Below are 25,868 nucleotides of genomic sequence, written 5' to 3'. Positions count from 1 at the left end.
CATTGCATGCAGGACGAACAAAAACTGGTAAAAGACTGCCTGAGACAGGTGCCAGCGGCCCAAAAGCTGCTGTATGATTCCTATGCGGAGCAGATGCTCGGTACCTGTTACCGTTATACGAAAAGCATGAATGATGCGGAAGAAGTATTACAGCAGGGATTTATTAAGGTATTTCAGAACCTGCACCAGTTCAGATCGGAGGGAGACTTGGGTGCCTGGATAAGGCGGATTATGGTAAATACTGCCATTAATTACCTCAAACGAAAGCCCCGTTACCAACTCGATCTTGCATTTGAAGATGCTCAATTACACCCTGTAGATACACAACAACCGGATATTCATCTGAATATGAAGGATTTATTGAATTTGATACGCCAGCTACCAGCGGGGTATCAGACCATCTTTAACCTTTATGCAGTGGAAGGATATTCACATGTAGAGATCGCAAAAATTTTAGGCATCAGTGAGGGAACCAGCAGGTCACAATATGCAAGGGCCCGGGGTTTACTGATTAATTGGCTGGAAAAACATTCGCTAACAGGAAAAAAAGATCGTTATGTCCGATAAGTCTTTTGAACAACAGGTTCGGGAAGAACTTTCTGACTTGCGCATAAAGCCAAATGCAGCAGTATGGGATTCTGTTGCTGCAAGTTTAAAGAAAGAAAAAAAACGTCGCTGGGCTTTATGGATGTTTTTTTTATTGGCGGGGTTATCTGTTGCCTCTTTATGGTGGATGTCTCAATTTAATAATAAGGAAGAAGTAATTAGTCAACAAAAACATGCAACAGAACCAAAACATAATACTGAAACAAATTCAATGCCGCCTGCTACCTTACAACCTGGCATAGAAAAGACTGATATAGTGACTGGCAATATTCAATCTGCAAAAAATCTTACAGCAAAAAGTCGTGTCAATTTTAATGGATCAAATATTACTTCGAAATCATTGGCAGATGCACCTGTTGGTAAAATTGAATCTACTTTGAAGAAGGATGGATTGATCACCCAGATTCCTGTTACAGAAAAATTAACGGAAAGAAAATGGATGGATACTTCTCTGAATAAAATTGCCACTAAAAAAGAAGCGCTAGAGGAAACATTTACAAATGCTAATACAACGATAACAACTGACTCTTCGGCTAATACTTCAACTCAAGATATCAATAAGGCTGATTCTACAATAATCCAACAAAAAAATGAATCGCAAAGATTAACAGAAAATGCAGATTCTGTTGTAACAAAAAAAGAATCGAAAAAAAATAAATGGCAATGGCGAGCCGGAACGAATTTTGGTGTTAGTGGTATCCGTAATTCTCTGGGTTCATTGTTTGAAAGAACGAATGAAAATGCATACAATAATGCATACATGGGTAATGCTTCGCCAATAACGGGTCCGCCGGGATCTTCAGGTTCAGTTGGTTCAGGTAATAATAAACCTGTAGTAAGGGATGCTTATTCTTTTGGGGCTTTTCTGGAACTTGCAAGGCCATTCGGAAAACGTTTGCAACATGCGGTTAGTTTTACTTCTGGGTATCAATTATACACTACAAGAACGGGTATTGGGGCTTTTAATAATGACACGGTTCAATCAAATAATCCAAACCGTTCAAATGAAGCGAACCGTTATTATTCAATTAAAGACAGTGCTTCCTACACATCCAATTATCATTTTCTTCAATTAGGTATTCGTTATGCCCATAGTTTGAACTGGTTTAAAAAAACCGATATGCATTGGTATGGTGGCATTGGTGCCAATATACTTATAGCCGGTAATGGATTACACCTGGGCTACCATGGGTCAGGAGGCACCTACTTGTTCCAAAATAAGTCGTTGATTCGCTCGGTACAAATGGATATATCTGTAGGTATCGACATCGGACTGGGTAAAACGAAAACAATCTATGTGGGTCCACAGGTGCAATATTTCCTGAGTAACCTGTCGAAGCAACCAGGTGTAAACCAGCATTTATTTCGCCCTTCTATTAAAATGGCTGTAAATATTAACCGAATCAATAAGTAATCATGCAACGGTAGTAATAATGGTGGAGTCAGACAGATATAAAACATATTTGTATGAAAACACAATACTACTGTTTATTGGCCATCCTGATTTTTTTTACCGGATGTATGAAAGATACGGTGGAAGAATCATACAGTTTTTATCGGCCCGTTTATCAAACAAAAGATGAAGTAAAAGCAGGGATTAAAAATGCTCCACCTACTACTATTGAAAATCCTGGCAAAATTGTTTTATTGGGAAATTATCTGTTTCTCAATGATGTAGACAAGGGTATTCACATTATCGACCTTTCCGATATTACAAATCCTCAAAAGATCAGTTTTATTCATATACCCGGATGTATTGATCTGGCGATCAATGGAAATATCTTGTATGCCGATTGTTATACAGACCTTGTTGCCATCGATATTGCAGATCCGCACAGGATAGAAGTTAAGCAATTTCTCAATGGTGTTTTCCCTCACCGTTATTATGGATCATTTGCAGCAGATACTGCACGGGTCATCCAAAAATGGGTAAAAGTTGATACTACTGTAAAAAGAGATTTCCGTGGAAACATCAATGGAAACAATTTTGAATTTATGAGTGGTGGGTTAATGTCATGGTCTTCATTTCGTTCTGCCTCAGCAACTTTAGCAGGTACAAAAGCTATCGGTATCGCCGGATCAACTGCACGCTTCGGGCAGCAGCAGCAGCGGCTGTATACGGTAAGTCATGATGACCTCAAAGTATTTAATGTTACAGTACCCGAAGCTCCAGTTTATGTTAAGGAAATTGGGCTAAACAGGGGTGATATTGAAACCATATTTCCCTATCAGCAAAATTTGTTTATTGGCGCACAAACGGGTATGTACATCTATAATGCCTCGAATCCGGATAATCCGCAACCACTTGGTCAATTTGTTCACACAAGGGCCTGTGATCCTGTAATTGCAGATGGTGATTATGCATTTGTAACATTAAAGGGATGGGGTTTATGTGGCGGAGTCAACAACCAGTTAGACGTTATAAATATCAAAAACCTTCTATCGCCCCAGCTATTAAAAACATATCCTTTAACCGCCCCAAGGGGATTGTCTAAAGATGGAGCCATATTGCTTATTTGTGATGGTACCGATGGTTTGAAAATATTTGATGCCAATAATGTTTCTGCTATCACACCTATTAAAACAATTGGCGGGTTTGATGCAATAGATGTTATTGCTTACCAGGGTTTAGCAATAGTTGTAGCAACAGATGGTATTTATCTGGTAGACTATCAAACACCTGCAGATGCAAAGCTGGTGAGTAAAATTCAGGTTTCTAAAAATTAATAGTTAAAAGCAGTGATATGAAATATTTACTTTCTCTTTTGCTTTTATGTTTTTGTGTAATGGCTGTAGCACAAAAATCGAAACAAACTAGATCATACCTGATGCCACAAATAGGAGTGTTAGATGGAGACCACTCAACAAGCTTTCAATTTCAGGTAGTTGGTGGTATCCAAAAAAATAACTGGCAATTTGGAATTGGAACGGGATTAGACTACTACAAGATTAGGTCTTTGCCGTTATTTCTGGATACCCGATATTTTTTTGGCAAAGACAAGAGAGCATTTGCGGTTGTGAACCTTGGGTATAGTATTCCCTGGCCGTTAGAGGAGCAATACAAAATTGTTTACCTAGCAGGGGGAAACATAAAAAGCGAATTCGAAATGGGTCTTTATACAGATGTTGGTATTGGATACCAAATCCCATTAGGGAAAAAGCAGTTGCTTTCATTCAGCTTAGGTTATTCCGTAAAGAAGAACACAGAAATCTACGATAGGCGTTATGATTGGATATGGGGGTGGCCGGTACCTCAACCCGGATCACTGGATAATGAAAGGCGTATGGATTACACGTTCCGACGGTTATCGTTTAAAACGGGCGTCAGACTTTGGTAAATAAAGCGCTAATCTTTTTGTTTGGTTTTGAAGCGGGTCAACCCTTTTGATGCATTTGATACAGTAATGGCAATGCGATCAATTCGGGTTGATTCTTTTTTTGCTGCTTTAATCCAATCCAGGTATTCCTTTTGAAAACTTTCTTTGAACTGCATAAAGTTTTGGTAGGCAGTTGGTTCATCTTTTAAACAGGTCAGTAAATCATCCGGTAATTCCAGCGGGCCATCATCCGGGTAAATGGAAACAATGATATAATCTCCGGCCTGTTTTGCAATTTTTTTTCGGAGGGCAGCATTTACCGGTAAGAATAGCTGTCCATTACCCATGGGCATAAGTTTGTATTTTTCGAATGGCACACCATCAATACTTCCTTTTACTGTTACCCAGCCAAATGGATTTTTTTTGTTTTGTTTTATTTCAGGAATGCGGGCAAATGTCCAACCACCTTTACCCGGAAATTTTTCCAGTAAATATTGTTTATCAGTGATTGATTTCATCTTTTAAAAAATGGAGATTTCGCTGAATGCCTTTGAATTTGCTTCTTTTTAATGGAGAATGTTTGAATAGTTGTTTGAAATTTTCTTCAGACATTGCTTCCCATTCTTTGGTACTAAGGTTTAGGATAGCAGGAATCGGATTAAAGGCCGGTTCATGATGTGGTTTACTGAAACGGTTCCAGGGACATACATCCTGACAGGTATCGCAGCCAAACATCCAGTTTTCAAATTTCCCTTTCATTTCAGCAGGTATCAATGCATCTTTTAATTCTATTGTATAATAGCTGATGCATTTACTTCCGTCGATGGTTTTATTGTCGAGAATGGCATCTGTTGGACAAGCATCAATGCATTTCGTGCAGGTGCCGCAGAAGTCTTTGGCAAAGGGGTCATCGTAGGGGAGTTCTATATCAACGATTAATGTTGCGATAAAAAAGAAAGAACCATTACTTTTTGTAATCAGGTTGCCATTTTTGCCGATCCAACCTGCACCACTTCTGGTAGCCCAGCTTCTTTCAAGAACAGGTGCAGAATCTACAAAACCGCGCCCCTGGATATCACCATATTCTTTTTTTATTAGATCAAGAAACTCATGGAGTCTAGCACGGATTACTTCATGGTAATCATTTCCCCAGGCGTATTTAGATATGCGAGGGGCATCTGAGGATTGTTCCGCTGAGGGGTAATAATTTTTTAAAACTGTAATAACCGATTTTGCGCCGGGTACCAGTTTTGTTGGATCAATTCGCAGATCGAAATGATTTTCCATGTAATTCATACCGCCATGATAGTGCTGGTTTAACCATCTTTCCAGCCTTCGTGCATCTTCATCTAATACAACAGCTTTTGCAACTCCACAGTAGTCAAAGCCTAAATCGTAAGCTGTTTGTTTAATGCTCATAGAAAAATGACTACTTAAATTTGGTATTTATTTTTTGCCTATATATCTTCCCACCCAGTTAGCTGTAGCAGTATTAATAATACTGTTGATTGTCCCCCCCTAGTTCAATGGCTAATAAGATCAAAACAATATAATTTTTGTTTTGAATCCAGGCAATACTGGTTGCTTCTATATATAACTCAATAAAGATAATGCGCTATGAGTAAATTGATTTTATTTATCTCAGTATTTGTTTTTGTAGTACAGTCTTTTGGGCAGACAAAGTACCCAACTAAGTTTAAAAAGGTAGCCTTGGAAGATTTTGCACCAGTTTCTTCTGTAATTGATTCCTCGACAGATGCGGTAGTTTTGTTTGATGTTGCCAGTTCAGATTTTGAAGGAAATAATGCCGGTGATTTTTCCCTTATTTTTAAAAGACATAGACGTGTTTTAATAAAGAAGAGAACAGCTTTTGATCAGGCCACGGTTTCTGTTGCCCTTTTTTCTTTGGGATCTTCAACTACTACCGAAAGGCTCACCGATCTGCAAGCTTCCACCTATTATATGGATAATGGGAGGATAGTAGAAAAGAAGATTGAAAAAACGGCTATTCTATCAGAGAAAGTGAACAGTGCACTTAGTTTAACAAAATTTACCTTCCCAGATGTACAACAAGGGTGTATCCTTGATTATTCTTATGTTATAAAATCTCCATTTTACGACAGGTTGAAATCATGGGTTTTTCAAGGAAAACATCCTATTCTTTGGAGCGAGTATACAGTTACCATTCCTTACCTCTTTGATTATGTTACAACCCAATATGGTTATCTTCCATTTAATGTAGATACCTTATCAAAGAAATTTCAGAATTATACAATTAATGTCCCTAACACTAATTCTGGTATGTCTTCAGAATTATATAGTCTTTCAGGAGATGCTATTACCAATACATGGGTAATAAAAGATGCTCCACCATTCAAGGACGAACCATACGTTTCAACCATAGATAACCATCTGTCACAAATTAGATTTCAATTACAAGCCATATTGTATTCTGAATCGAATATCAAAAAAATCGTAAAAGATTGGCCAACAACAGCCGAGGACTTGATGAAAAGTGAAAACTTTTCGAAAGATATTTACAGCAGTAATGATTGGCTAAATAATCAGCTTGCAACATTATCAAAAGATGCTACCGGATTAGATTTAGCTATGAAAATTTATGCATTTGTGCGTGATAATTATATATGCAACGATAAGAATGCACAATATTTGTCTCAATCTTTGAAAAAAACATTCCAGGAAAAGTCTGGAAATGTAGCAGATATTAATTTGTTATTAACCGCAATTCTGCGTAAAGCCGGGTTACAGGCATTCCCAATAATACTAAGCACCAGAGATAATGGAAAGGTAAATGACGAAGTACCTTTGCTTTCTCAATATAATTATGTAATCTCAAAGTTAGAAATTGATGGTACAGTTTACTTGTTAGATGCCTCAGAGAGCAAAGCTGGTTTTGGACATTTAACAGCAGCTTGTTATAACGGAACTGGCCGGACTATTGACAAAATGCCTTATTTAGTTCAGCTTAGTGCAGACTCGGTCACTAATTTTAATAGCATAAATATCAAGTTGAAAAATGGGCAAGATGGAAAACTTACCGGAAACGCCTATGTCCAGTTCGGTAAATTCGAGAGCATTGATTACAGGAATAAATATGCAACAAGCCAACCCGATGAAATAGTAAAGTCTATTGGGCAAGAGTACTCAACCATATTCAAGGTAAGTAACCTCATTATGGATGATTTTAAGAATTATGACGCGCCGTTATCGATGAAATATGATTTGAATACTGCTGGCGTTGATAGTGATGAAGAGATTATTTACTTTAATCCCATTATCACTAAAGGGTACACAAAAAATCCTTTTGCGTCGTCCAGTCGTTTATTTCCGGTAGAAATGCCCTATTGTATTAATGATAATTATTCCCTCGAATTAGAAATTCCTAAAGGGTATTCAGTAGATGAAATTCCAAAGGGAGCCCGCATTAACTTTAATGATGGAGAAGGTATCTATGAATACCTGATCAGTAAACAAGACTCAATTATTAAAATCAGAACAAAACTGTTCTTTAAAAAGGCAAATTTTCCTCCAGATGAGTATGAGGTTTTAAGAAACTTTTTTGGGTTTATTGTTAAGAAGCAGAATGAACAAATTGTGTTTAAGAAAAACTAACCCTTTATGCTAAAATATATAAGTTGCTTTTTTGCTTTTGATTACGCTCCTCGTAGCAGCAAATGCCCGGGAATATACTGTTTGTTTAAAAGTCATAAAAAGTCCCAAGTTCTATATACACTTATCAAAAATTTATATATTTTCGGTGTGATTTAACTAAAATAAGAAACAAGATTGGCAGATAGTTAAATTATGTTTTTACGGCCTTTTGTATATTAAAATTTGACATTACCCCTGGTCATTTTTATACTAGTGTAAGTTATTCCTGAAATAATATTTTATATTATGCGCATGCGATTATTCGTGTTTATAGTTAGCTGTTTGTATATTTTTGCAGCTACTGCACAATTAAGGCAAAGTATACAATTCGGAAAGATCAACCCCGCTGAATTTAATACACGAGCTATTTTTGAAGATAGCACTACTCCCGCAATCGTATTATCAGATATTGGATCAACTGAATTTGAAGGAAACAGTAATGGTAATTTTACACTTGTTTACAAACACCATAAGCGAATACTAATTAAAAATCGAAAAGGGTTTGATGCTGCAACAATACTTATTGCATTATATAATGGGGATAATACAGCGAGCACCGAAAAACTGGATGATTTTGAGGCGACCACTTATACATTGGAGAATGGGAAAATTGTTTCAACCAAGGCAAAGAAGAGCGATGTAATGGTTGATAAAACTTCCAAGGAAAGTGTGTTAAGAAAATTCACTTTTCCAAATGTTCAGGAAGGTTGTATACTGGAATTTCGTTTTAAAATTAAATCGCCCTTTTATAATAGGCTTCGGTCCTGGAATTTTCAGTCTGAATACCCAACATTATGGAGCGAATATAAAGTAGTGATACCTCCACTGTTTGATTATTTAAGCTCATCGTACGGTTATCTTGATTATGCAATTAATGAACTTTCTTACTTACCTAAAACATATACTATTCGGGATCCGATAAGTAAAACACAGGATAATACTACTTATTCAATATCTGGCGAGGCACTTGTAAATGTTTGGGCTGTTAAAGATGCGCCTCCATTTAAACAAGAGGCATTTGTATACTCACATTTGAATCATATTAAACGTATCCAGTTTCAGTTAAAAGCAATTAATTATTCAGCTACAAGCTCCGAAAAAAAGATAAAGAGTTGGCCTGAAGTGGCAAAGGAACTTCTATCCGACGAAGATTTTGGCGCTAATTTGTCTCAGCCAAATAACTGGTTAAACGATGAGATCAGTAAAATAAACAAAGATAACCCACTCGAATTATGCAAACGCATATATGAATTCGTCCGAAATAATTTTGTATGTACTGATTATGAATCCAAATGGTTGTCGCAATCGATTAAAAAAACTTTTGAATCAAAAACCGGAACTGCGGCAGACCTGAATATGTTGCTTGTAGCAATGCTTCAGAAAGCAGGAGTTCAAGCCGCTCCATTTATTGTTAGTACAAGAGAAAACGGGTTTACCAATCAAAATTATGCGCTTCCTTCGCAGTTTAATTATACACTTTGCTATGTAAAACTTAAGGATAAACCTTTTATCCTTGACGCATCCCATAAACGAATAGGTTTTGGCGATATCCCGATGTATTGCTACAATGGTATAGGGAGAGTAATTGATCAGCAGGCATCTCCAGTTGCATTAACACCAGACATGTTACTGGAGAATAGTTCGATTAACGTAAAAGTTACCAACGAGAAGGAGCAAATGCAGTTAGCAATAATAATTAACTACGGAAAAATTGAAGGATTAAGGCTAAGGGAAAAAATAGCAAAACAAAATGAGTCTGAGGTGGTTAAAAGTATCATTGCAAAAATCCCAGCCGAATTTAAACTTATCAGATTTTCGTTTGATTCTTTGGATTTGTTTGATAGGACATTACAGTTAAGGATGACAATGCAATACACACCAGAAGCAGAAGCTTCCAATCTTTATTTTAATCCGATTTTATTGAATGAATGGGTGAAAAATCCTTTTATTTCAACAACAAGAAATTATCCGGTTGAACTTCCGTATAAAATTAGAGAAAGCTATAAAATGGAGATGGAAATTCCAGGTGGGTATAAAGTAGAAGAACTGCCGGTAAACATGAAACAAACGCTGAATAATAACGATATTCAATTTGAATATAATGCTAAAACACAGGATCGTACAATTAGTATTAATTCCTCATTAATTATCAATAAAACAGTTTTTCAGAAAACAGAATATAGTGCATTGCGTACTTATTTTATGAACCTGATTAAAAAATATGAGGAACAAATAGTTTTTAAAAAGTAAAAATGATCTTTAAAATGAGAATGCTTACAAGGAAGATTGCTTTAGTATTAATCTTGTTTAGTAGCCTGGATACAATTCTGGCTCAGCAACCGGAAACTAAGTTTGGAAAAATTACCACAGGTGATTTTTCCGTTATTTCACCTATAGTTGATTCTGGTTCGGCGGCTATAGTGCTATCTGATATTGCCAGTTCAGATTTCGAAGGGAACAATAATGGTGATTTTACGCTTGTTTATAAAAGACATAAAAAGATACTTATTCGTAAGCGCACTGCTTTTGATGAAGCTACCGTATCTATACAATTGTATTCGGGGGGCAATTCAATTTCAACGGAACGTCTTTCTGATCTGAAAGCATCAACTTTTTTTATTGAGGATGGAAAAGTAATTGAAAAGGAAGTAGGTAAGGATGGATTGATGACTGAGAAAGTTAATAATGAAGTATCACTCAGGAAATTTACGTTTCCTGATGTCAAGGAAGGGTGTATACTTGAATATGAGTATGTAATTAAATCTCCGTTTTATACCAGATTAAAATCTTGGCAGTTTCAGGATAATTATCCGGTGTTATGGAGTCAGTATACGGTGTCAATTCCTTTCATTTTTGATTATTTAATTACCAAATACGGGTATCTTCCATACACGGTAAACCAAACTTCAAAAAAATATAAGACATACACGCTTCGTCTCCCAACTACTAATGCAGGATATTCTTCAGATGTTTTAACATTGTCGGGGGATGCTGTTACAAACACATGGGCTATTAAGGACGTGCCAGCATTTAAATCTGAAGCCTACATTTCTACACCCAGTAATCATTTAAGCCGAGTTCACTTTCAGCTTAGGGCGATTAAATATTCTGAAACAAGTATTACTTATGCTGTTAAAGACTGGTTTAGTACGGCAGATGATCTTATGAAAGATGTTGATTTTTCAAAAGAAATTTATGAAAACCCTAATTGGATAAAAGATGAACTTAAGCTGCTTACAAAAAATACTGACACTGAATTTCTGAAAGCAAAATCTGTATTTGAATTCATAAGAGATAAGTTCACTTGTACAGACTATGATGCCAGATGGCTTTCTCAGCCACTTAAAAAAACATTTCAAACAAAAACAGGAAATGTAGCAGATATAAATATGCTATTAACAGCAATGCTAAGATCGGCAGGATACCAGGCAGTTCCTGTATTATTGAGTACCAGGGATAATGGTCTTGTGAATGAAGAGGTTGCATTATTGGCACAGTATAATTATGTGATTGCCAGGGTTAAAATCGGAGAACAATATTATTTACTTGATGCTTCCAGGAACAAAATCGGGTTCGGTTATTTACCATCAGACTGTTATAACAGATCTGCCCGTATTATTGATAGAATCCCGTCCTTAATACCACTTACAGCCGATTCAGTTACGAATACTGATATAACAAGTATACAATTGACAAATGATGAAAACGGAAAGATGAAAGGGAGCTACTATAGCCTGGCTGGCACATTTGAAAGTATGAATCTCCGTAACAAATTTTCAGATAAAAAAAATGAGGAAATTTTGAAAATGTTGACCGATGGTTACCCTCAAGGGTTTTCTTTTGATAACATCAGCATTGATTCACTTACCTTATATGAGTTTCCTCTTACAGTTAAATACAATATAAAAGCAAATATCAGCGATGAGGAAGATATTATTTACTTTAATCCTATGTTAAAGGAGGGGTATGGCAAAAACCCTTTTGTGTCAGCAGAACGCCTTTACCCCGTTGAAATGCCATATTGTATTAATGAAACCTATTTGCTAACTATGGAAATTCCAAAAGGATATCGTATTGAAGAATTACCCAAAAGTGCCAAAGTTAATTTTAATGATAATGAAGGGGGATTTGAATATATAATAGCAAAACAAGGTGAATACATAATGTTACGAAGTAAACTGTTTTTTAATAAGGCAATTTTTTTACCCGAAGATTATGAAGTGCTTAGAAATTTCTTTGGGTTTATAGTTAAAAAACATGCAGAACAAATAGTATTCAAGAAAAATTAAATTTCATGGGTAAATATATTTATTGCCTTCTATTCATTTTAGTATCTAAAGCTTACGGGCAAGAGTACGCATCATCACTTATAGCAGACTCTTTAACTGTTAATGCAGATGTAATTAAACGAAATGAAATCATTTCTGTAACCATTAAATCAATCTCAAAGGCAGTAGTAAAACATAAATATGCTGTCACTATTTTAAATGAACGAGGCGACGAATATGCAACTTATACAAATGGTTACACAAAATTCATATCACTTAGCGACATAAGCGGAAAACTGTTTGATTCAAAAGGTAAACTAATAAAAAGTATTCGGAAAAAAGATATTTCTGATATGAGTGTTGGCGACGATGTTAGTTTGCTTACTGATCTTCGCTCTAAAAGTTTTTCATTTTATCATAAAACATACCCATACACAGTAGAATTTGAAGATGAACAGGTTTACGACGGTATTTTCTTTCTTCCCAAATGGGTGCCGGTTGAAAGCGATCGCATGGCTGTTCAGGCAAGTAAATTTATTGTTGAAGTTCCAAATGACTACACACTCAGGTATAAGCAGTTCAGCTATGTTGATGAGCCGGTAATAAATCAAGGTAAAAACAAGATATACACCTGGGAAATCACTAACTATCGGGCAGTTCCGGATGAAGTGTTAAGGCCTGACTGGCGCGACATTACCCCTACTGTTTATATTGCTCCGGCCGAATTTGAAATTGGTGAATATAAAGGCAATATGGCTACATGGAAATCGTTGGGCAAATTTTTTAATGAACTCAATGCTGGTAAAGACGAGTTGCCTGACAACATAAAACAGGTTGTAAAAGAAATTGCTGGAAAAGTCAACACTACAACTGAAAAAGTGCAAGCATTATATGACTACCTTCAAAAGAACACCCGATATATAAGTATTCAACTCGGAATTGGAAGCTGGCAACCTTTTGATGCGAAATATGTTGCAACTAATAAATATGGAGACTGTAAGGCATTGTCGAATTTCATGATCAGTATGCTCAAAGAAGCTGGAATAAGGGCACATTACGTGCTGATAAACTCCGGGGAGAATGCTAGAGGGTTAGTTGAGGAATTTCCTTCAGTAAATTTTAATCATGTAATAGCCTGTGTGCCAAATGGGAAAGATACTATCTGGTTAGAATGTACCAGTCAGTCAAAAGCCATGGGATATATGGGAACTTTTACAGGAAATAGAAACGCCTTATTAATTAATGAAGAAGGAGGGCATGTTGTAATGACAAAAAATTATTCCAGTAAGGAAAATATACAGGCCAGAAGGGTAGAAGCTGCAATTGATCAAATGGGTAACCTGAATGCTACCGTGTATACCTTATTTTCAGGGGAACAACAAGAGCTTCAGCATTCGTTGATCCATGAAGCCACAGGCGAGCAAAGAACCCAATACCTCAATCAGGTAATTAGCTTGCCAACTTATAAAGTGGTGAACGTTGTATACAAAGAAGAAAAACAGCAAATACCAAAAATATATGAAGAATTAAAGATCGAATCGCCCGGATTTACATCGGTTTCAGGCAAAAGACTGTTTATTCAACCTAATTTATTTAACAAAATGGGAGCCAGGTTGCCAGAGTCGATATTTCGTAAGTACCCTATTGTTTTCAAAGCTAATTATGAAGATATTGATACTGTAACTATTACAATTCCTGATGGATATAAAACAGAAAGTATTCCCAGGCCTGTACAAATAAAAAGTGAGTTTGGCGAATATTCAGTTGTCTTCAAAGTATCGGATAATCGAATTGAGATGATTCGTAATAACAAGCGAAACAAGAAAAATTTACCGCCATATGCATATCCGGAAGTGGTAAAATATTTCGACACAATCCGCAAGGCAGATAATGCCCGGATAGTTTTTGTAAAGAATGAATAATGAAAACGCTTATTTACAACCCGAAGGAATCACCCCATCAATCAATTCTTTTAATTGAAGAAACAAAGCTCTTTTTTCTTCTCCCAGTTTTCCTTCGGTAAAAAATATACAGGCATAATTCCTGCAACGGTCGATCATGGGCCAGGTACCAAATAAACCTGGTGAGGTAAAGGATGTGCCCTTACCATTAATATCTGTACTCATGATCCATTGACCAAATCCATACTGAAAACCTTGTGTTGCTTTAGGGGCATACTTAATCATTTCAGTTGTAGTATAAGGTGTCTCCATTTGTTCAATGGCTTTCTCACTTAGTATTCTTTTTCCGTTATGTACCCCTTTATTTAGTAGCATAGCAAGAAAAGTCATATAGTCAGCCGCTGAAGACTGTGCACCACCTGAAGGATTTACCGCATTGAAATTGCTGAAATTGGTATTACGCATTTGAAGCGGCCGGGTAATTCTTTCCGCCATCAATTGCTCAAAACCTCTGCGGGTTATGATTTCCAAAACCCTGGCAGCCATATTTAATCCAATATTATCGTACCTGAACTCAAGACCGGGATTTGAAGCTATTTCTCTGTGAGAAACGATATCCGTAATCTCTTCTTCCAGGTTGCTGTACTTTTTCCTGTTTAACTGCTCTTTCAAACTCTTTATCGGCTCAGATTCTATACCCGTTAAATGTGCCAGACAATCACGAATAGTTATGTATCCTTTGGAGTATTTAGTGAGTAATGGGATGTATTTGCTTACTTTATCATCCAATGATAGTTTGCCCTGATCAACGTAAGTCATAATAAGTGCAGCCGTTAACCATTGACTCGCACTCGCTATCGGAGCCTGTGTTTTTGCATTAAAATCTGTTCCGATTGCTTTCTGGTAAATAATCTTACCATCTTTATAAATCAGGGCCACTACATGACCTTCCAACTGCTTTTTTTCTGCTTCCAGCCTGCTGTCAATGGCACTAAAATCATATTGCGCAATAAGTGACTGAAAGAATAACAGGAAAACCATAGCCAGACTGACTTTCATACAGGTTATTTTACGATTTACAGACATATTTTCAGGTATTTGGGCCCTATTTTATTATTTATAGGATTAGAACAGTTTTTGCATACAATTTATCACTTGATGAGCAAATTTGGCCATAAGTTTTGATAAGCATCAGTTAAAACAAACAACGATATGAATTTAAATAATTATACCATTAAAGCGCAGGAAACCATACAGGCTGCCCAGCAATTGGCATTTAATGCCGGGAATCCTGCAATTGAAACCGAGCACCTTTTAAAAGCATTGCTTTCAGATAAAGAGAGCCCAATCGTTTTTTTACTTAAAAAGAACAATGTGGCTATTCCATTGCTTGAAACAAAGCTGGAAGAAGCCTTGTCCAAACTACCTAAAAATCAGCAGGGCGAACCGGCTCAATCTATCAGTCGCGACCTGAATACTGTTTTTCTCAAAGCAAACGCAAGCCTGAAGGATTTCGGCGATGAATTCATCAGCCCGGAACATTTTATGCTGGCACTATTACAAACAAATGATGCTACCGCGAAAGCTTTGAAAGATGCCGGACTAACCGAAAAAGGATTAATCGCTGCTATTAAAGATTTACGTAAGGGTGATACCATAAAGTCTCAAACACAGGAAACACAGTTTAATGTGTTGAATAAATATGCACGTAACTTAAATGAAGCTGCCCGTCAGGGTAAACTTGATCCGGTAATCGGCAGGGATGAAGAAATCAGACGTACCCTGCATATATTATCACGCAGAAGCAAAAACAATCCGATTCTTGTAGGTGAACCTGGTGTGGGTAAAACAGCCATCGCTGAAGGATTGGCCATGCGTATCATCAATGGCGACGTTCCTGATAACCTTAAATCAAAAACCATTTTTACACTTGATATGGGTCAACTGATTGCAGGTGCCAAATACAAGGGTGAATTTGAAGAAAGATTAAAAGGTGTAGTAAAAGAAGTGGCAGCAAGCGATGGTGAAATTATTCTGTTTATTGATGAAATACATACACTGGTAGGTGCAGGCGGTGGTGATGGCGCAATGGATGCTGCCAATATACTTAAACCAGCACTGGCAAGAGGCGAATTGAGGGCAATTGGTGCAACAACTTTAAATGAATACCAAAAACATTTTGAAAAAGACAAAGCACTTGAACGTAGGTTCCAGAAGGTAATGATCGAAGAACCAGGTATTGAAGATGCAATTTCAATTTTACGTGGGTTGAAAGACAGGTACGAAGCTCACCACCATGTACGTATTAAAGATGAGGCGATTATTGCAGCGGTTGAATTATCGAACCGTTATATAACCGATCGCTTTCTGCCTGATAAAGCCATCGACCTGATCGATGAAAGCGCAGCCAAGCTTCGTCTTGAAATGAATTCAATGCCGGAAGAACTGGATACACTAGAACGCCAGATCCGTCAACTTGAAATTGAAAGAGAAGCCATTAAACGTGAAGATGATGAAGAGAAACTCAGGGAACTTAATATAGAAATCAGTAACCTGAGTGTGCAAAGAGATACCCTGAAAGCCAAATGGAGAAATGAAAAGGAAATAGTGGAGAAAATTCAACAGGCTAAAACAGCCATTGAATCCTTAAAACTCGAAGCAGAGCAGGCTGAACGAAATGGCGAGTATGGAAAAGTAGCAGAGATCCGTTATGGTAAAATAAAAGAACAGGAAAGTCAGATAACAACTTATACTGAACAGCTTAATCAGCTTGGTGAACAGAGCAGGCGCCTAATGAAAGAGGAAGTAGATGCGGAAGATATTGCCGAAAACGTCGCCAAAGCAACTGGTATTCCAGTAAGTAAAATGATGCAAAGCGAAAGGGAAAAATTATTGCATCTTGAAGAAGAATTACATGAGCGTGTGGTAGGACAGGAAGAGGCTATTACCGCTGTTGCAGATGCTGTTCGCAGAAGCAGGGCAGGATTGCAGGATCCAAGAAAACCAATCGGATCGTTTATTTTCCTTGGTACAACCGGTGTAGGTAAAACTGAACTGGCAAAAGCCCTTGCTGCTTACTTATTTGATGATGAACACCTCATGACCAGGATAGACATGAGCGAATACCAGGAAAAACATACGGTTTCAAGACTTGTGGGAGCCCCTCCGGGTTATGTTGGGTATGATGAAGGTGGACAGTTAACCGAAGCAGTACGCAGAAAACCATACAGTGTGGTGTTACTGGATGAAATTGAAAAAGCACACCCAGATGTTTGGAACGTATTGTTGCAGGTGTTGGATGATGGCCATTTAACCGATAATAAAGGTAGAACAGTGAATTTCAAGAACACCATTATTATCATGACAAGTAATATTGGTAGTCATCTGATACAGGATGCATTTGAAAATGTTACTGATACAAATGTTGCCGCAGTAACCGAGAAGGCAAAGAATGAAGTGATGGAATTATTAAGAAAAACAATCCGACCAGAGTTTCTAAATAGGGTAGATGAAATCATCATGTTTAGTCCGCTGCTCAAAAAGCAGATCATGGGTATCGTTAAGATTCAGTTGGATGGTTTGAAGAAAATGGTAGCATCTTCGGGTATACAACTCGAATTCAGTAAATACTTGTTAGAGTTCCTTAGCGAACAGGGCTACGATCCACAAATGGGTGCAAGGCCATTGAAAAGACTTATTCAAAAGCAAATCGTAAATGAGCTGAGTAAGAAAATCCTGGCCGGTGAAATCGATAAATCCAAAAAAGTACTGGTGGATGCATTTGATGGAGTAGTGGTTTTTCGGAATGAGGATTGAATTTTTTAACTAACAGTTTGTAGCTTCGAGCCATTCTTTTTCTGCGAAATTTGGCGGCAAGCTTCAGGCTGCAGGCTATAATTAGTGCTCGAGTTTTGGTTTCTGCTCTTAATGGAATAAAAGAGTGGCCTGAGAATTAGATAGTGTAAAATCAGTTGGTTAAAACAATATTGGATTACCTTTAAATTCACAACCTGTTAAAAATAGAACACAGATCTTCATGATTTTCAAGATCTATCATGATAAATCTTGAAAATCATGAAGATCTGTGTTCTATCCTACGCTTAACTTGTACCGCCCTTCCAATTTGCTAAAACAAATCGTATTTTACATGCCATGATACGTTTTGAAACCATCTTGCAGCAGTTTGAAGAAAAAGGTGAAAAGACTGGTTGGACTTACCTTCAGGTTCCTCAAGACATTGCTGAGCAATTGCAGCCAGGTTCTCGAAAATCATTTCGGGTAAAAGGAAAGCTCGATCTATTTCCAATTAGCGGAGTGGCACTGATGCCCATGAAAGACGGTTCTTTTTTGATGCCGGTAAATGCAACAATGCGAAAGGGGATACAGAAAAAGAAAGGTGCAAAAGTGGTTGTATCAATTTCAGTTGATAAAGCTCCGCTTCAAGTTCCCCCGGCTTTGCAGGAATGTCTCGACGATGAGCCAGTAGCAGCTCAATTCTTTAAACAACTTCTTCCATCACAGCGCAACTATTTTATAAAATGGGTTTCTGGCGTTAAAAATGAAATGGGACAGGCAAAACGCATTGCGCAAGTGATTGATGCACTGTTGCTTGAACAAAATTTTGTGGAAATGATACGCGCGCAAAAGGCTCGTAAACAGCAGCAATCAGACTGGTAAATAAAAAAAACTTACTACTTAGTAAGTTTTCATTATTTTTATACTGTGACCTCCCGTAACAAAGATACCAGAGAAGAAATTGTACGCATTGGTACAGCATTGATTAAAAGTCATGGGTACAATGCTTTCAGTTATGCAGATATCTCTCATAAGTTACAGGTAAAAAATGCGGCCATTCATTATCATTTCAGGGGTAAGGAAGACTTGCTGACCGAAATCATTGAACAGTATATATCGTTATATACTTCATTAGATAAACAGCTTAAAGCTGCAGGAGCCAGTGCAACTGTTACCCTGGAGAAATTTATTGACCGGTATACTTGTTTGGTTGATGCAAGTAGTATTTGCATTATCGGCTCCATTGCTTCCGACTATAATACACTTCCGGATTCTGTGAAAGAAAAAGTACAGGAGCTGGTAAACCTGGTATTAAAACTGGTGGAACAAACGCTCGCAACAGGGAAAAAAAGAGGGGAGTTTAATTTTAAAGAAACTGCCCGTACGCAATGCCTGTTGGTAATGACCAATCTGGCAGGAGGGGTGCAGTTAGCCAGAATTACCGGGAAAAAGGATTACGATACAATAAAAAGGGCCATCATTCGTCAGGTCAAAGAAGGATAAAATTTTTTTGCCTATAAAACTTACTTATTAGTAAGTAAATATTTATATAAACACTAAAACCAAAACCATGAAAAAAGTATTGATTATGCTGACTTTCATTCTGGGAAGCTCAGTAATCGTTGCATCCGCACAAACAGCTACCAAATCAACGATCACCACTTCGGCCAATGAAGTGCTGGAAGGAACCATAAAAGATCAAATGCAGAAAAAGGGGGAAATTATTTTTACAGATGCTGCAGGATCCAGTAAGCGCTATTCGCCTGCCGATATCAGTGGGTTTACCATGGATGGGGTTAAATATATTTCTTATGCCAATGATTTTTATAAAGTTGTTTCAACTGGCACTAAAGCAAGTTTATATGTTCGGGTAACCGACAACAGTGGTAAAACCATTTTCAATGGTGCGGAGCCAGTTATGTTAACCACGGCCGAAGGTCGCAAAGGAGATTATTACCTGCAGATTAAAGCAGACGGAAAATTTAATCACGTTAACAAGAAAAATTTTCTGGAAGTAGTAGGAACAGCCTGTGCCGATTGCAGCCTTGTTCAAAACAGCATTAAATCCGGACAGTTAGGATACGATCAACTGGCTAAAGCGGTTGAGCAATATAATAATTGTTTGTAATTTTAAGCTACTAGCTACTAGCTTCTGGCTGCTAGATATTGAAAGCTAATGCTAGTTGCAGAATTAGAAGATATATGGTTAAAGGATTTTTAACCAGCATGTAATCGTGCAAAAAGAAATAGCCAGAAGTTTTATCTTCTGGCTATTATCATAAATAAACAATATTAATTTATACTAGCAGCTAGCAGCCATTGCTGTCCAGGGAAAATTTGCTAACATCTTCTGAGCCACAGGCTACATGCCACAAGCTGCAAGCAATTAGTAAACCAGACATTAAACGGGAGCCAGGTAATTAGGGAAGATAAAAATGAATAAATACAATCAGTACCCGTGGACAGACCTTCATTGGCATTGGTGTCAAGCGCAGCGATGACAGACTAAATCATGCGTAGCAGATTTAGTCAGAGGCCAATGTAGTCTGGGAACGGGTACGGGGCCATTCGGCCCAGGAGTAATATTCAATTTTGACCATACGAGTGATCGATTTTATTCAGTGTCAAAATGGAATAAAGATTGCTTAACCCTTAGTTAAGGCCGATTTAAAAAGTAAGGGTTCTATTTTCAACTAACGTCAAGATGATTGCTGCAGAAGCATTTCAGAGATAGATGCTTTTTTTACCGGACAACAATGGCTAGAAGCTAGCAGCTATAAAACTACAAATCAGAATAACTGCAAGGGCGTAATAATATGATATCTAATTTACTCACTGTATGCTGGTATTCTGGTAGAGCTGATAATTTCTTCCATTCCGGATCGTCGCCAAAAGTTTTCCAGTGTTTGTTGCGTTCTTCAATATTATCGAAGCTGGTCATATACATAAGGTTTGGCATACTGCTTCCGGCCAGCACTTCAGCATAAAATACAGCATTGAAACCTAGTCTTTTGAAAAGCGAAATTTCGCCTCCTTTATTAAACATTTCTACTTTTTTGCGGTAGAGTTTTTCTGTTGCTCCTTCATAACTTCTCAATTCATAAATATGTTCAGCCAGGTTTCCTTTAAGTGAAGGCTTTTCATATTTAGGCATATCTGGAAAAGCCCTTAATACAATTGTTTCCATACGCGCAAATGTTGGCTGGTCATAGGCAGCATTTAAGTAGCCCTCACCCTTGGCCAGGTAATCAGCATCTTTCAATACTGCATCATCTAACTGGTGAATGGCATTGATAGAATTTAGTGGAATAAACAGGTACAGTTTTTTTCTTGAAGCGGTATCGTTACCAACGGGAGTAAAAGCACCTATTTGTTTTACACCTTGTCTGTGTATGGCAGGAATCCATGCTTCTTCTAAAAATTTAGCTGTTTTCTGAAGTTGTGCTGCATCATTGAAATGATACACCCTTATCTCGTAAAAGGAACGTTTGTCTTGCGCTTCTGCTGAAACAATGAATAGAAGGCATATTGCCAGAATTATATTTCTCATATACAGTATTTATTTGGCGTTACTGAGGCGGTAAATTAATATAGCGGCTCTTTGTATCAATAAAGGTAATTCTTTGAGGTTAATGGTTTCTCCGGCAGCATGCGCCCCTTTTCCAGAAGCGCCCAAACCATCAATACAATCCAGGTATTTGGCAACATAAGAAATATCACCCGCTCCTCTTGAACCCGGGTCACCTGCATTTGCCGGGCCCATACCCAGATCACGAGAAACTTTATCAACCCATAGTCTTAATGCATCGTTTCCCTTTGTTGGTTCCATGGCAGGAATGCCATCGGTAAAAGAAATAGTTGCTGAAGTACCGTGCAGGTTTTTAGTAGAAACGATTGATTTCATGTTCAATCTTGCCTGTTCGCGTTGTTTCTCGGTAAGGAAACGAAGATCACCTTCCACCACAACTGAGGGTGAAATAATATTGGTTTTACCTGAAACAGTTGCCTGCATTTTTTCATCATTGTATGTCATTTCAGATCCACCCGCAATGATGCCTGGGTTAAATGTGAGGTATTTTTCATTGGATAACTGTTCTCTGAAATTATCCAGTATTCTGCTGGTTTCATAAATGGCCCCATACCCGGAACCCTTACCAAAAATACCAGCAGAATGACCTGTTTTGGCTGTTACATCAAGTTTCCAACTACTGAATCCGCGCCGGCCGATGGCAATGGTATTTAATCCTTGTGCGGTTTCAAAACCCAACGCAAGGTCACAATTTTTTGCCCGCTCAATAAAATCTTTTCTGCTTACACTTGTTGGCTTGCCGGATTCTTCTTCATCGCCGGTAAAATAAACTGTAATAGCAGCATCTTTTAAAAGATCCATTGCTTGTAAAGCCTGAAGCGCCATCACCACAATTACATCACCTCCTTTCATATCATTTACACCTTGACCGGTAGCAGTAGAGTCGTTTATTCGGGTAAATGGTCCTGCGGGCATTGCCGGTTCAAATACGGTATCAAGATGCCCGATGATGAATATCTTTTTGCCTTTATTGCCTTTTGTAGTTGCAACAAGATGCCCCGCTCTTTTTAATGAATCAGGTAATAGTACCCATTCCGTTTGTAATCCGGCTTTTTGTAACTCTCTTGCAAAAACATCCCCCGTTTTTCTTACTCCCTCTAAATTGAAAGTGCCACTATTTATATTGACCACTTCTTCCAATAATTTTTCCGTATCTGAACGATGTGCATTGATCCACGCAACAACTTTTTTTTCCATATCACTGAGCGACTGAGAAAAAATATTATTACACAGAAGCAACGCAAGTACAAATGCCGGTATCTTTTTCATGAACACAGTTTAATGACGACCAAGTTAAGCAAGATTTAACTGTTTGTCAAAGTTCGGCTACTGCTTCAACGCATGGATGATCCAATGCGGATAATTACCAGGGAAATAGATGAAGAATTTCTGGCATGGAAATGTACCCATGCCTAACAGGTAAGTTATGGCTGGTCATGAAAATGGTTAGACAAAATCATAAAAAAATGCTTTAACAAACTCTTAATAAACAGTTGGCATTCTTTTTGGCTCTAAAAACAAACAGGAAAAAAATGCCGATGATAGAAATGCTACGCTAAAAACCAAGCACACATGAAAACAAAACACTTATTTCTCGGATTAATGATGTTCATCGCAACAACTATGGCAATGACATCCTGTAAAAAATCAGATTCAGCCCAAATTCCGGCTGGTAAACAAAACCTCAGCCTGTACCTTACAGACGGGCCCGGTTTTTTTGATCAGGTATTTGTGGATATTAAATCCATTCAGGTATTGGTTGACACCACCAAAGACACACGTAAAAATGATACTTGTAACTGGGATCGATTGGGCGCTTATATTGGTTCTACATTCGGCAACAGAAAAGATTCTGGTCTTGTTTGGACGAACCTCAATATCAATGCAGGTGTGTATGATATCTTAAACCTGCGTAATGGCGTTGATACCTTACTGGCATCAACAGAAATTCCAAAAGGTGCTATTCGACTGATCAGGATTGAAATCGGATCAAATAATTCTGTGGTAAAAGACAGCGTTACCTATCCCTTATACTGGCCTGATAACCTGCCTAAATATATCCTGATAAAACTAAAAGGACATGAATCAGAAGAATACATGCCGAATAAACTTCGTCTATGGCTCGATTTCGATGTTAACCGTTCGATCATCGTACTCAATAACAACAAGTTTTACCTGAAACCAGTATTCCATTTCTTCATCGAAAAAACTACTGCAAGTGTTTCCGGTAAAGTAAAACCAATGGATGCAAAAGCAGTACTGACTTTATTCAATGGTACCGATACAGCTTATGCATTACCAAACCGAAATGGTGAGTTTAAAATGAGGGGATTGAAAAACGGAACTTACTCACTTTACATAAATGCATCTAACAATTATAAAGACACCACCATCAACAATATCGTGGTTCAGGCACCTAAGAATACCAGCGTTGGTGTGATTGAACTGAAAAAATAGTAGGGTTTTTCAAGAGCAAGGGTTAGGAGGGGCTTTCATGCCCCTCCTTTTGTATGTTATAATAAAGCAGATATATTAACTTTAGAGCCTGTTTAAGATTTATTCTACTAGTTTATTATGAGCTATTTTCGAGCGAGCCGAGGCGAATTTTGCAGCCATAGTCTAAACGCCTAAGGCGAAAAATTCAACGAAGGCGTAGCCGAAAAGAGCCATAAGAAACTGGTAGAATAAATCTTAAACAGGCTCTTAGTAGAATATTATTTATTCCTGGAATAAATAAATCAAATTTGCATCCTTAACAACTGTTATGATTAAAAACCGGAAAGCCGCCATCGGCTTTATTTTTATTACCCTACTTATTGATATTACCGGAATAGGATTAATTATCCCCATTATTCCAGACCTGATAGAAGAATTGCTCCACACTTCCGATAACAGTAAAGCATCTGAGTATGCTGGATTATTAACCCTGGCATATGCGGCCACCCAATTTATTTTTGCTCCTGTATTAGGTAACCTGAGCGATAAATATGGCAGAAGACCGGTTTTATTGCTTTCCTTACTCGGCTTTGGGATCGACTATATCTTTGTTTCCCTCGCACCCAGTATCGGATGGTTATTTGTTGGAAGAATAATTGCTGGTATTACCGGTGCCAGCTTTACTACCGCTTCAGCCTATATTGCCGACATCAGCACACCTGAAAACAGGGCGCAAAATTTTGGTATGATCGGAGCCGCATTCGGACTTGGTTTTATTCTTGGTCCATTGATTGGTGGCCTGCTTGGAGAACTTGGAACAAGGGTTCCGTTTTATGTCGCGGCCGGACTTGCGCTATTGAATTGTTTATATGGGTATTTTATTCTTCCGGAGTCTCTTGATAAAAAACATCGCAGGGAATTTGATTGGAAAAGAGCGAACCCTTTGGGGTCGCTTTGGCAGTTGAAAAAATATCCTGCTGTTGGTGGACTGATCATTTCCCTAATCCTTATTTATATCGCTGGTCATTCCGTACAAAGTATCTGGAGTTTCTTTAACCGTGAAAAATTTGGCTGGACACCTAGAATGATTGGTATATCATTAGGTATTGTAGGACTGTTAGTCGGAGTGGTGCAAGGATTATTGGTACGTATTGTTAATCCTAAAATAGGAAACGAAAAAAGTATATACCTGGGGTTAAGTTTATATGCACTAGGCTTGATACTATTTGCATTTGCAAGTCAGGGTTGGATGATGTTCGTATTCCTGGTGCCATATTGTTTGGGTGGAATAGCAGGACCTGCATTGCAGGCTATTATTTCCGGACATGTACCGCCCAATGAACAGGGAGAGCTGCAAGGTGCTTTAACCAGCTTGATGAGCGCAACTTCTATTTTCGGCCCATATCTAATGGCCAAAGTTTTTGCGTTCTTCACAAAAGAAACAGCGCCTGTTTATTTTCCAGGCGCCGCATTCTTTTTGGGAGCTATATTAATGATTGGCAGTACTTTTTATGCTTATAGGGCATTGCATACAAGAAAGTAAACAGCTTAATCTTCCACTTCTACAATCATTTCAATTTCAACCGCCATATTCATGGGTAGAGAACTCATGCCTACTGCGCTGCGCGCATGTTTTCCTTTTTCACCAAACACTGCTACCATCAGGTCAGAAAAACCATTGATAACTTTTGGCTGATCTGCGAAACGATCCGTGCAGTTTACCATACCCAACACTTTAACGATACGTTTCACTTTAACAAGATCGCCAACAGCTTGTTTGAGGGTAGCCAATAAATTGATACCTGTTTGCCTGGCTGCTGCATAGCCTTCTTCAATACTGAGATCTGATCCGAGCTTACCTGTTATATAAGACCCATCTGTTTTGGATGGACCATGTCCCGATAAATATATGAGGTTGCCGGTACGTACAAACTTTACATAATTGGCAACAGGAGTTGATGGTGCAGGTAATACTATGTTTAGGCTTTTAAGTTTCTCCTCCGGTGTTTGGGCAAGAAGACCTGAAGACCAACACATAACAGCAAGCAGGAAGCAGATTCTCATGGTAGAAATTTTGATTAATACTTTAGTTAGTTCGCGATTACAGTGCTGGGGAAAACAGCTATTAGCCATTAGCTTTTTTTTGCTATAAATTTAACCATCTACGAATAGAAGTATGGCAATTAAATACTTCTTTAAAGTAAGGGTTTTACGAAACAAATTCGCAAGCCTTGACATTTTCCGATAATAGCAGAAAGCCTAAAATAACCACTAATCAAGGCTT

20 protein-coding genes are annotated in these 25,868 nt (G+C 37.8%); 14 read left to right on the top strand and 6 right to left on the bottom strand.

Annotated features, from left to right (window positions below):
• Nucleotides 1-6 precede the first annotated feature (6 nt).
• The 4 genes from ACH30E_RS15445 to ACH30E_RS15430 are packed head-to-tail and all read left to right on the top strand — an operon-like array spanning nt 7 to nt 3,944.
• Nucleotides 7-567 carry an RNA polymerase sigma factor gene (locus ACH30E_RS15445; protein WP_294991835.1) on the top strand — a complete coding sequence of 187 codons (561 nt, stop codon included), beginning with the start codon at nt 7-9 and terminating at the stop codon, nt 565-567.
• Nucleotides 557-2,020 carry a hypothetical protein gene (locus ACH30E_RS15440; protein ID WP_490825559.1) on the top strand — a complete coding sequence of 488 codons (1,464 nt, stop codon included), beginning with the start codon at nt 557-559 and terminating at the stop codon, nt 2,018-2,020. Before ACH30E_RS15445 ends, ACH30E_RS15440 begins: the two co-directional genes overlap by 11 nt.
• A 53-nt stretch (nt 2,021-2,073) precedes the next feature.
• Nucleotides 2,074-3,333: an LVIVD repeat-containing protein gene (locus tag ACH30E_RS15435; protein ID WP_490825557.1), complete on the top strand. Its 1,260-nt coding sequence runs from the start codon at nt 2,074-2,076 to the stop codon at nt 3,331-3,333.
• Between the two features lie 17 nt (nt 3,334-3,350).
• The gene (locus ACH30E_RS15430; RefSeq protein WP_294991828.1) at nt 3,351-3,944 is read left to right on the top strand and encodes a hypothetical protein; all 594 of its coding nucleotides are present in this window, start codon (nt 3,351-3,353) and stop codon (nt 3,942-3,944) included.
• 8 nt (nt 3,945-3,952) lie between these two features.
• Here ACH30E_RS15430 and ACH30E_RS15425 read toward each other — a convergent pair whose 3' ends face one another.
• Together ACH30E_RS15425 and queG are read right to left on the bottom strand one after the other, a co-directional pair.
• The gene (locus ACH30E_RS15425; RefSeq protein ID WP_490825556.1) at nt 3,953-4,441 is read right to left on the bottom strand and encodes a YdeI/OmpD-associated family protein; all 489 of its coding nucleotides are present in this window, start codon (nt 4,439-4,441) and stop codon (nt 3,953-3,955) included.
• Nucleotides 4,425-5,342: a tRNA epoxyqueuosine(34) reductase QueG gene (gene queG / locus ACH30E_RS15420; RefSeq protein WP_490825554.1), complete on the bottom strand. Its 918-nt coding sequence runs from the start codon at nt 5,340-5,342 to the stop codon at nt 4,425-4,427. Before queG ends, ACH30E_RS15425 begins: the two co-directional genes overlap by 17 nt.
• Before the next feature lie 198 nt (nt 5,343-5,540).
• Here queG and ACH30E_RS15415 point away from each other — a divergent pair, with 198 nt between their 5' ends.
• From ACH30E_RS15415 to ACH30E_RS15400, 4 genes are all read left to right on the top strand, one after another.
• Nucleotides 5,541-7,556 carry a transglutaminase family protein gene (locus ACH30E_RS15415; protein ID WP_490825552.1) on the top strand — a complete coding sequence of 672 codons (2,016 nt, stop codon included), beginning with the start codon at nt 5,541-5,543 and terminating at the stop codon, nt 7,554-7,556.
• A 285-nt stretch (nt 7,557-7,841) separates the two neighbouring features.
• Nucleotides 7,842-9,845, top strand: a complete 2,004-nt coding sequence (locus tag ACH30E_RS15410) for a DUF3858 domain-containing protein (RefSeq protein ID WP_490847354.1) — start codon at nt 7,842-7,844, stop codon at nt 9,843-9,845.
• Between the two features lie 14 nt (nt 9,846-9,859).
• A complete protein-coding gene (locus ACH30E_RS15405; RefSeq protein WP_490825550.1) occupies nt 9,860-11,884 on the top strand; it encodes a transglutaminase family protein in 2,025 nt (674 codons plus the stop codon).
• Between the two features lie 5 nt (nt 11,885-11,889).
• On the top strand, nt 11,890-13,785 hold the full coding sequence (locus ACH30E_RS15400; RefSeq protein WP_490825549.1) for a DUF3858 domain-containing protein: 1,896 nt from the start codon (nt 11,890-11,892) through the stop codon (nt 13,783-13,785).
• Between the two features lie 9 nt (nt 13,786-13,794).
• Here ACH30E_RS15400 and ACH30E_RS15395 read toward each other — a convergent pair whose 3' ends face one another.
• Nucleotides 13,795-14,823 carry a serine hydrolase domain-containing protein gene (locus ACH30E_RS15395; RefSeq protein WP_490825548.1) on the bottom strand — a complete coding sequence of 343 codons (1,029 nt, stop codon included), beginning with the start codon at nt 14,821-14,823 and terminating at the stop codon, nt 13,795-13,797.
• A 153-nt stretch (nt 14,824-14,976) separates the two neighbouring features.
• On the opposite strand from ACH30E_RS15395, the gene clpB reads away from it, so the two are divergent.
• From clpB to ACH30E_RS15375, 4 genes are all read left to right on the top strand, one after another.
• Nucleotides 14,977-17,580, top strand: coding sequence for an ATP-dependent chaperone ClpB (gene clpB, locus ACH30E_RS15390; RefSeq protein ID WP_490825547.1), 2,604 nt, complete (start codon nt 14,977-14,979; stop codon nt 17,578-17,580).
• Between the two features lie 336 nt (nt 17,581-17,916).
• Nucleotides 17,917-18,441, top strand: a complete 525-nt coding sequence (locus tag ACH30E_RS15385; protein WP_490825546.1) for a YdeI/OmpD-associated family protein — start codon at nt 17,917-17,919, stop codon at nt 18,439-18,441.
• Nucleotides 18,442-18,486: 45 nt separating this feature from the next.
• Complete coding sequence (locus tag ACH30E_RS15380; protein ID WP_294991798.1) at nt 18,487-19,062, top strand: TetR/AcrR family transcriptional regulator; 576 nt, start codon at nt 18,487-18,489, stop codon at nt 19,060-19,062.
• A 67-nt stretch (nt 19,063-19,129) separates the two neighbouring features.
• Nucleotides 19,130-19,687, top strand: coding sequence for a hypothetical protein (locus tag ACH30E_RS15375; RefSeq protein WP_490825545.1), 558 nt, complete (start codon nt 19,130-19,132; stop codon nt 19,685-19,687).
• A gap of 654 nt (nt 19,688-20,341) precedes the next feature.
• On the opposite strand, the gene ACH30E_RS15370 is transcribed toward ACH30E_RS15375, so the two are convergent.
• Both ACH30E_RS15370 and ACH30E_RS15365 read right to left on the bottom strand, forming a co-directional pair.
• Complete coding sequence (locus ACH30E_RS15370; protein ID WP_490825544.1) at nt 20,342-21,109, bottom strand: NIPSNAP family protein; 768 nt, start codon at nt 21,107-21,109, stop codon at nt 20,342-20,344.
• Between the two features lie 9 nt (nt 21,110-21,118).
• Nucleotides 21,119-22,417: a M20/M25/M40 family metallo-hydrolase gene (locus ACH30E_RS15365; RefSeq protein ID WP_490825543.1), complete on the bottom strand. Its 1,299-nt coding sequence runs from the start codon at nt 22,415-22,417 to the stop codon at nt 21,119-21,121.
• Between the two features lie 303 nt (nt 22,418-22,720).
• Between ACH30E_RS15365 and ACH30E_RS15360 the strand changes: the two genes are divergently transcribed.
• The gene (locus ACH30E_RS15360; RefSeq protein WP_490825541.1) at nt 22,721-23,605 is read left to right on the top strand and encodes a DUF4382 domain-containing protein; all 885 of its coding nucleotides are present in this window, start codon (nt 22,721-22,723) and stop codon (nt 23,603-23,605) included.
• 307 nt (nt 23,606-23,912) lie between these two features.
• Nucleotides 23,913-25,127, top strand: coding sequence for a TCR/Tet family MFS transporter (locus tag ACH30E_RS15355; protein WP_490825540.1), 1,215 nt, complete (start codon nt 23,913-23,915; stop codon nt 25,125-25,127).
• Between the two features lie 5 nt (nt 25,128-25,132).
• Here the strand turns inward: ACH30E_RS15355 and ACH30E_RS15350 are convergent, their stop codons facing one another.
• Nucleotides 25,133-25,648, bottom strand: coding sequence for a RidA family protein (locus ACH30E_RS15350; RefSeq protein ID WP_490825539.1), 516 nt, complete (start codon nt 25,646-25,648; stop codon nt 25,133-25,135).
• Between the last annotated feature and the right edge of the window lie 220 nt (nt 25,649-25,868).

The sequence above is a fragment of the Sediminibacterium sp. FW305-C-61 genome, from assembly GCF_058231065.1.
Note: the sequence above shows the minus strand (reverse complement) of the source record. Positions and strands in the feature narration are given on the sequence as shown.

What these genes read in the sequence shown, in the direction of transcription:
- ACH30E_RS15350 (WP_490825539.1), bottom strand. Translation starts at nt 25,648, where the DNA reads ATGAGAATCTGCTTCCTGCTTGCTGTTATGTGTTGGTCTTCAGGTCTT.
- ACH30E_RS15435 (WP_490825557.1), top strand. Translation starts at nt 2,074, where the DNA reads ATGAAAACACAATACTACTGTTTATTGGCCATCCTGATTTTTTTTACC.
- ACH30E_RS15430 (WP_294991828.1), top strand. Translation starts at nt 3,351, where the DNA reads ATGAAATATTTACTTTCTCTTTTGCTTTTATGTTTTTGTGTAATGGCT.
- ACH30E_RS15385 (WP_490825546.1), top strand. Translation starts at nt 17,917, where the DNA reads ATGATACGTTTTGAAACCATCTTGCAGCAGTTTGAAGAAAAAGGTGAA.
- ACH30E_RS15425 (WP_490825556.1), bottom strand. Translation starts at nt 4,441, where the DNA reads ATGAAATCAATCACTGATAAACAATATTTACTGGAAAAATTTCCGGGT.
- ACH30E_RS15395 (WP_490825548.1), bottom strand. Translation starts at nt 14,823, where the DNA reads ATGAAAGTCAGTCTGGCTATGGTTTTCCTGTTATTCTTTCAGTCACTT.
- ACH30E_RS15405 (WP_490825550.1), top strand. Translation starts at nt 9,860, where the DNA reads ATGAGAATGCTTACAAGGAAGATTGCTTTAGTATTAATCTTGTTTAGT.
- clpB (WP_490825547.1), top strand. Translation starts at nt 14,977, where the DNA reads ATGAATTTAAATAATTATACCATTAAAGCGCAGGAAACCATACAGGCT.
- ACH30E_RS15410 (WP_490847354.1), top strand. Translation starts at nt 7,842, where the DNA reads ATGCGCATGCGATTATTCGTGTTTATAGTTAGCTGTTTGTATATTTTT.
- ACH30E_RS15440 (WP_490825559.1), top strand. Translation starts at nt 557, where the DNA reads ATGTCCGATAAGTCTTTTGAACAACAGGTTCGGGAAGAACTTTCTGAC.
- ACH30E_RS15415 (WP_490825552.1), top strand. Translation starts at nt 5,541, where the DNA reads ATGAGTAAATTGATTTTATTTATCTCAGTATTTGTTTTTGTAGTACAG.
- ACH30E_RS15375 (WP_490825545.1), top strand. Translation starts at nt 19,130, where the DNA reads ATGAAAAAAGTATTGATTATGCTGACTTTCATTCTGGGAAGCTCAGTA.
- ACH30E_RS15365 (WP_490825543.1), bottom strand. Translation starts at nt 22,417, where the DNA reads ATGAAAAAGATACCGGCATTTGTACTTGCGTTGCTTCTGTGTAATAAT.
- ACH30E_RS15360 (WP_490825541.1), top strand. Translation starts at nt 22,721, where the DNA reads ATGAAAACAAAACACTTATTTCTCGGATTAATGATGTTCATCGCAACA.
- ACH30E_RS15355 (WP_490825540.1), top strand. Translation starts at nt 23,913, where the DNA reads ATGATTAAAAACCGGAAAGCCGCCATCGGCTTTATTTTTATTACCCTA.
- ACH30E_RS15370 (WP_490825544.1), bottom strand. Translation starts at nt 21,109, where the DNA reads ATGAGAAATATAATTCTGGCAATATGCCTTCTATTCATTGTTTCAGCA.
- queG (WP_490825554.1), bottom strand. Translation starts at nt 5,342, where the DNA reads ATGAGCATTAAACAAACAGCTTACGATTTAGGCTTTGACTACTGTGGA.
- ACH30E_RS15445 (WP_294991835.1), top strand. Translation starts at nt 7, where the DNA reads ATGCAGGACGAACAAAAACTGGTAAAAGACTGCCTGAGACAGGTGCCA.
- ACH30E_RS15400 (WP_490825549.1), top strand. Translation starts at nt 11,890, where the DNA reads ATGGGTAAATATATTTATTGCCTTCTATTCATTTTAGTATCTAAAGCT.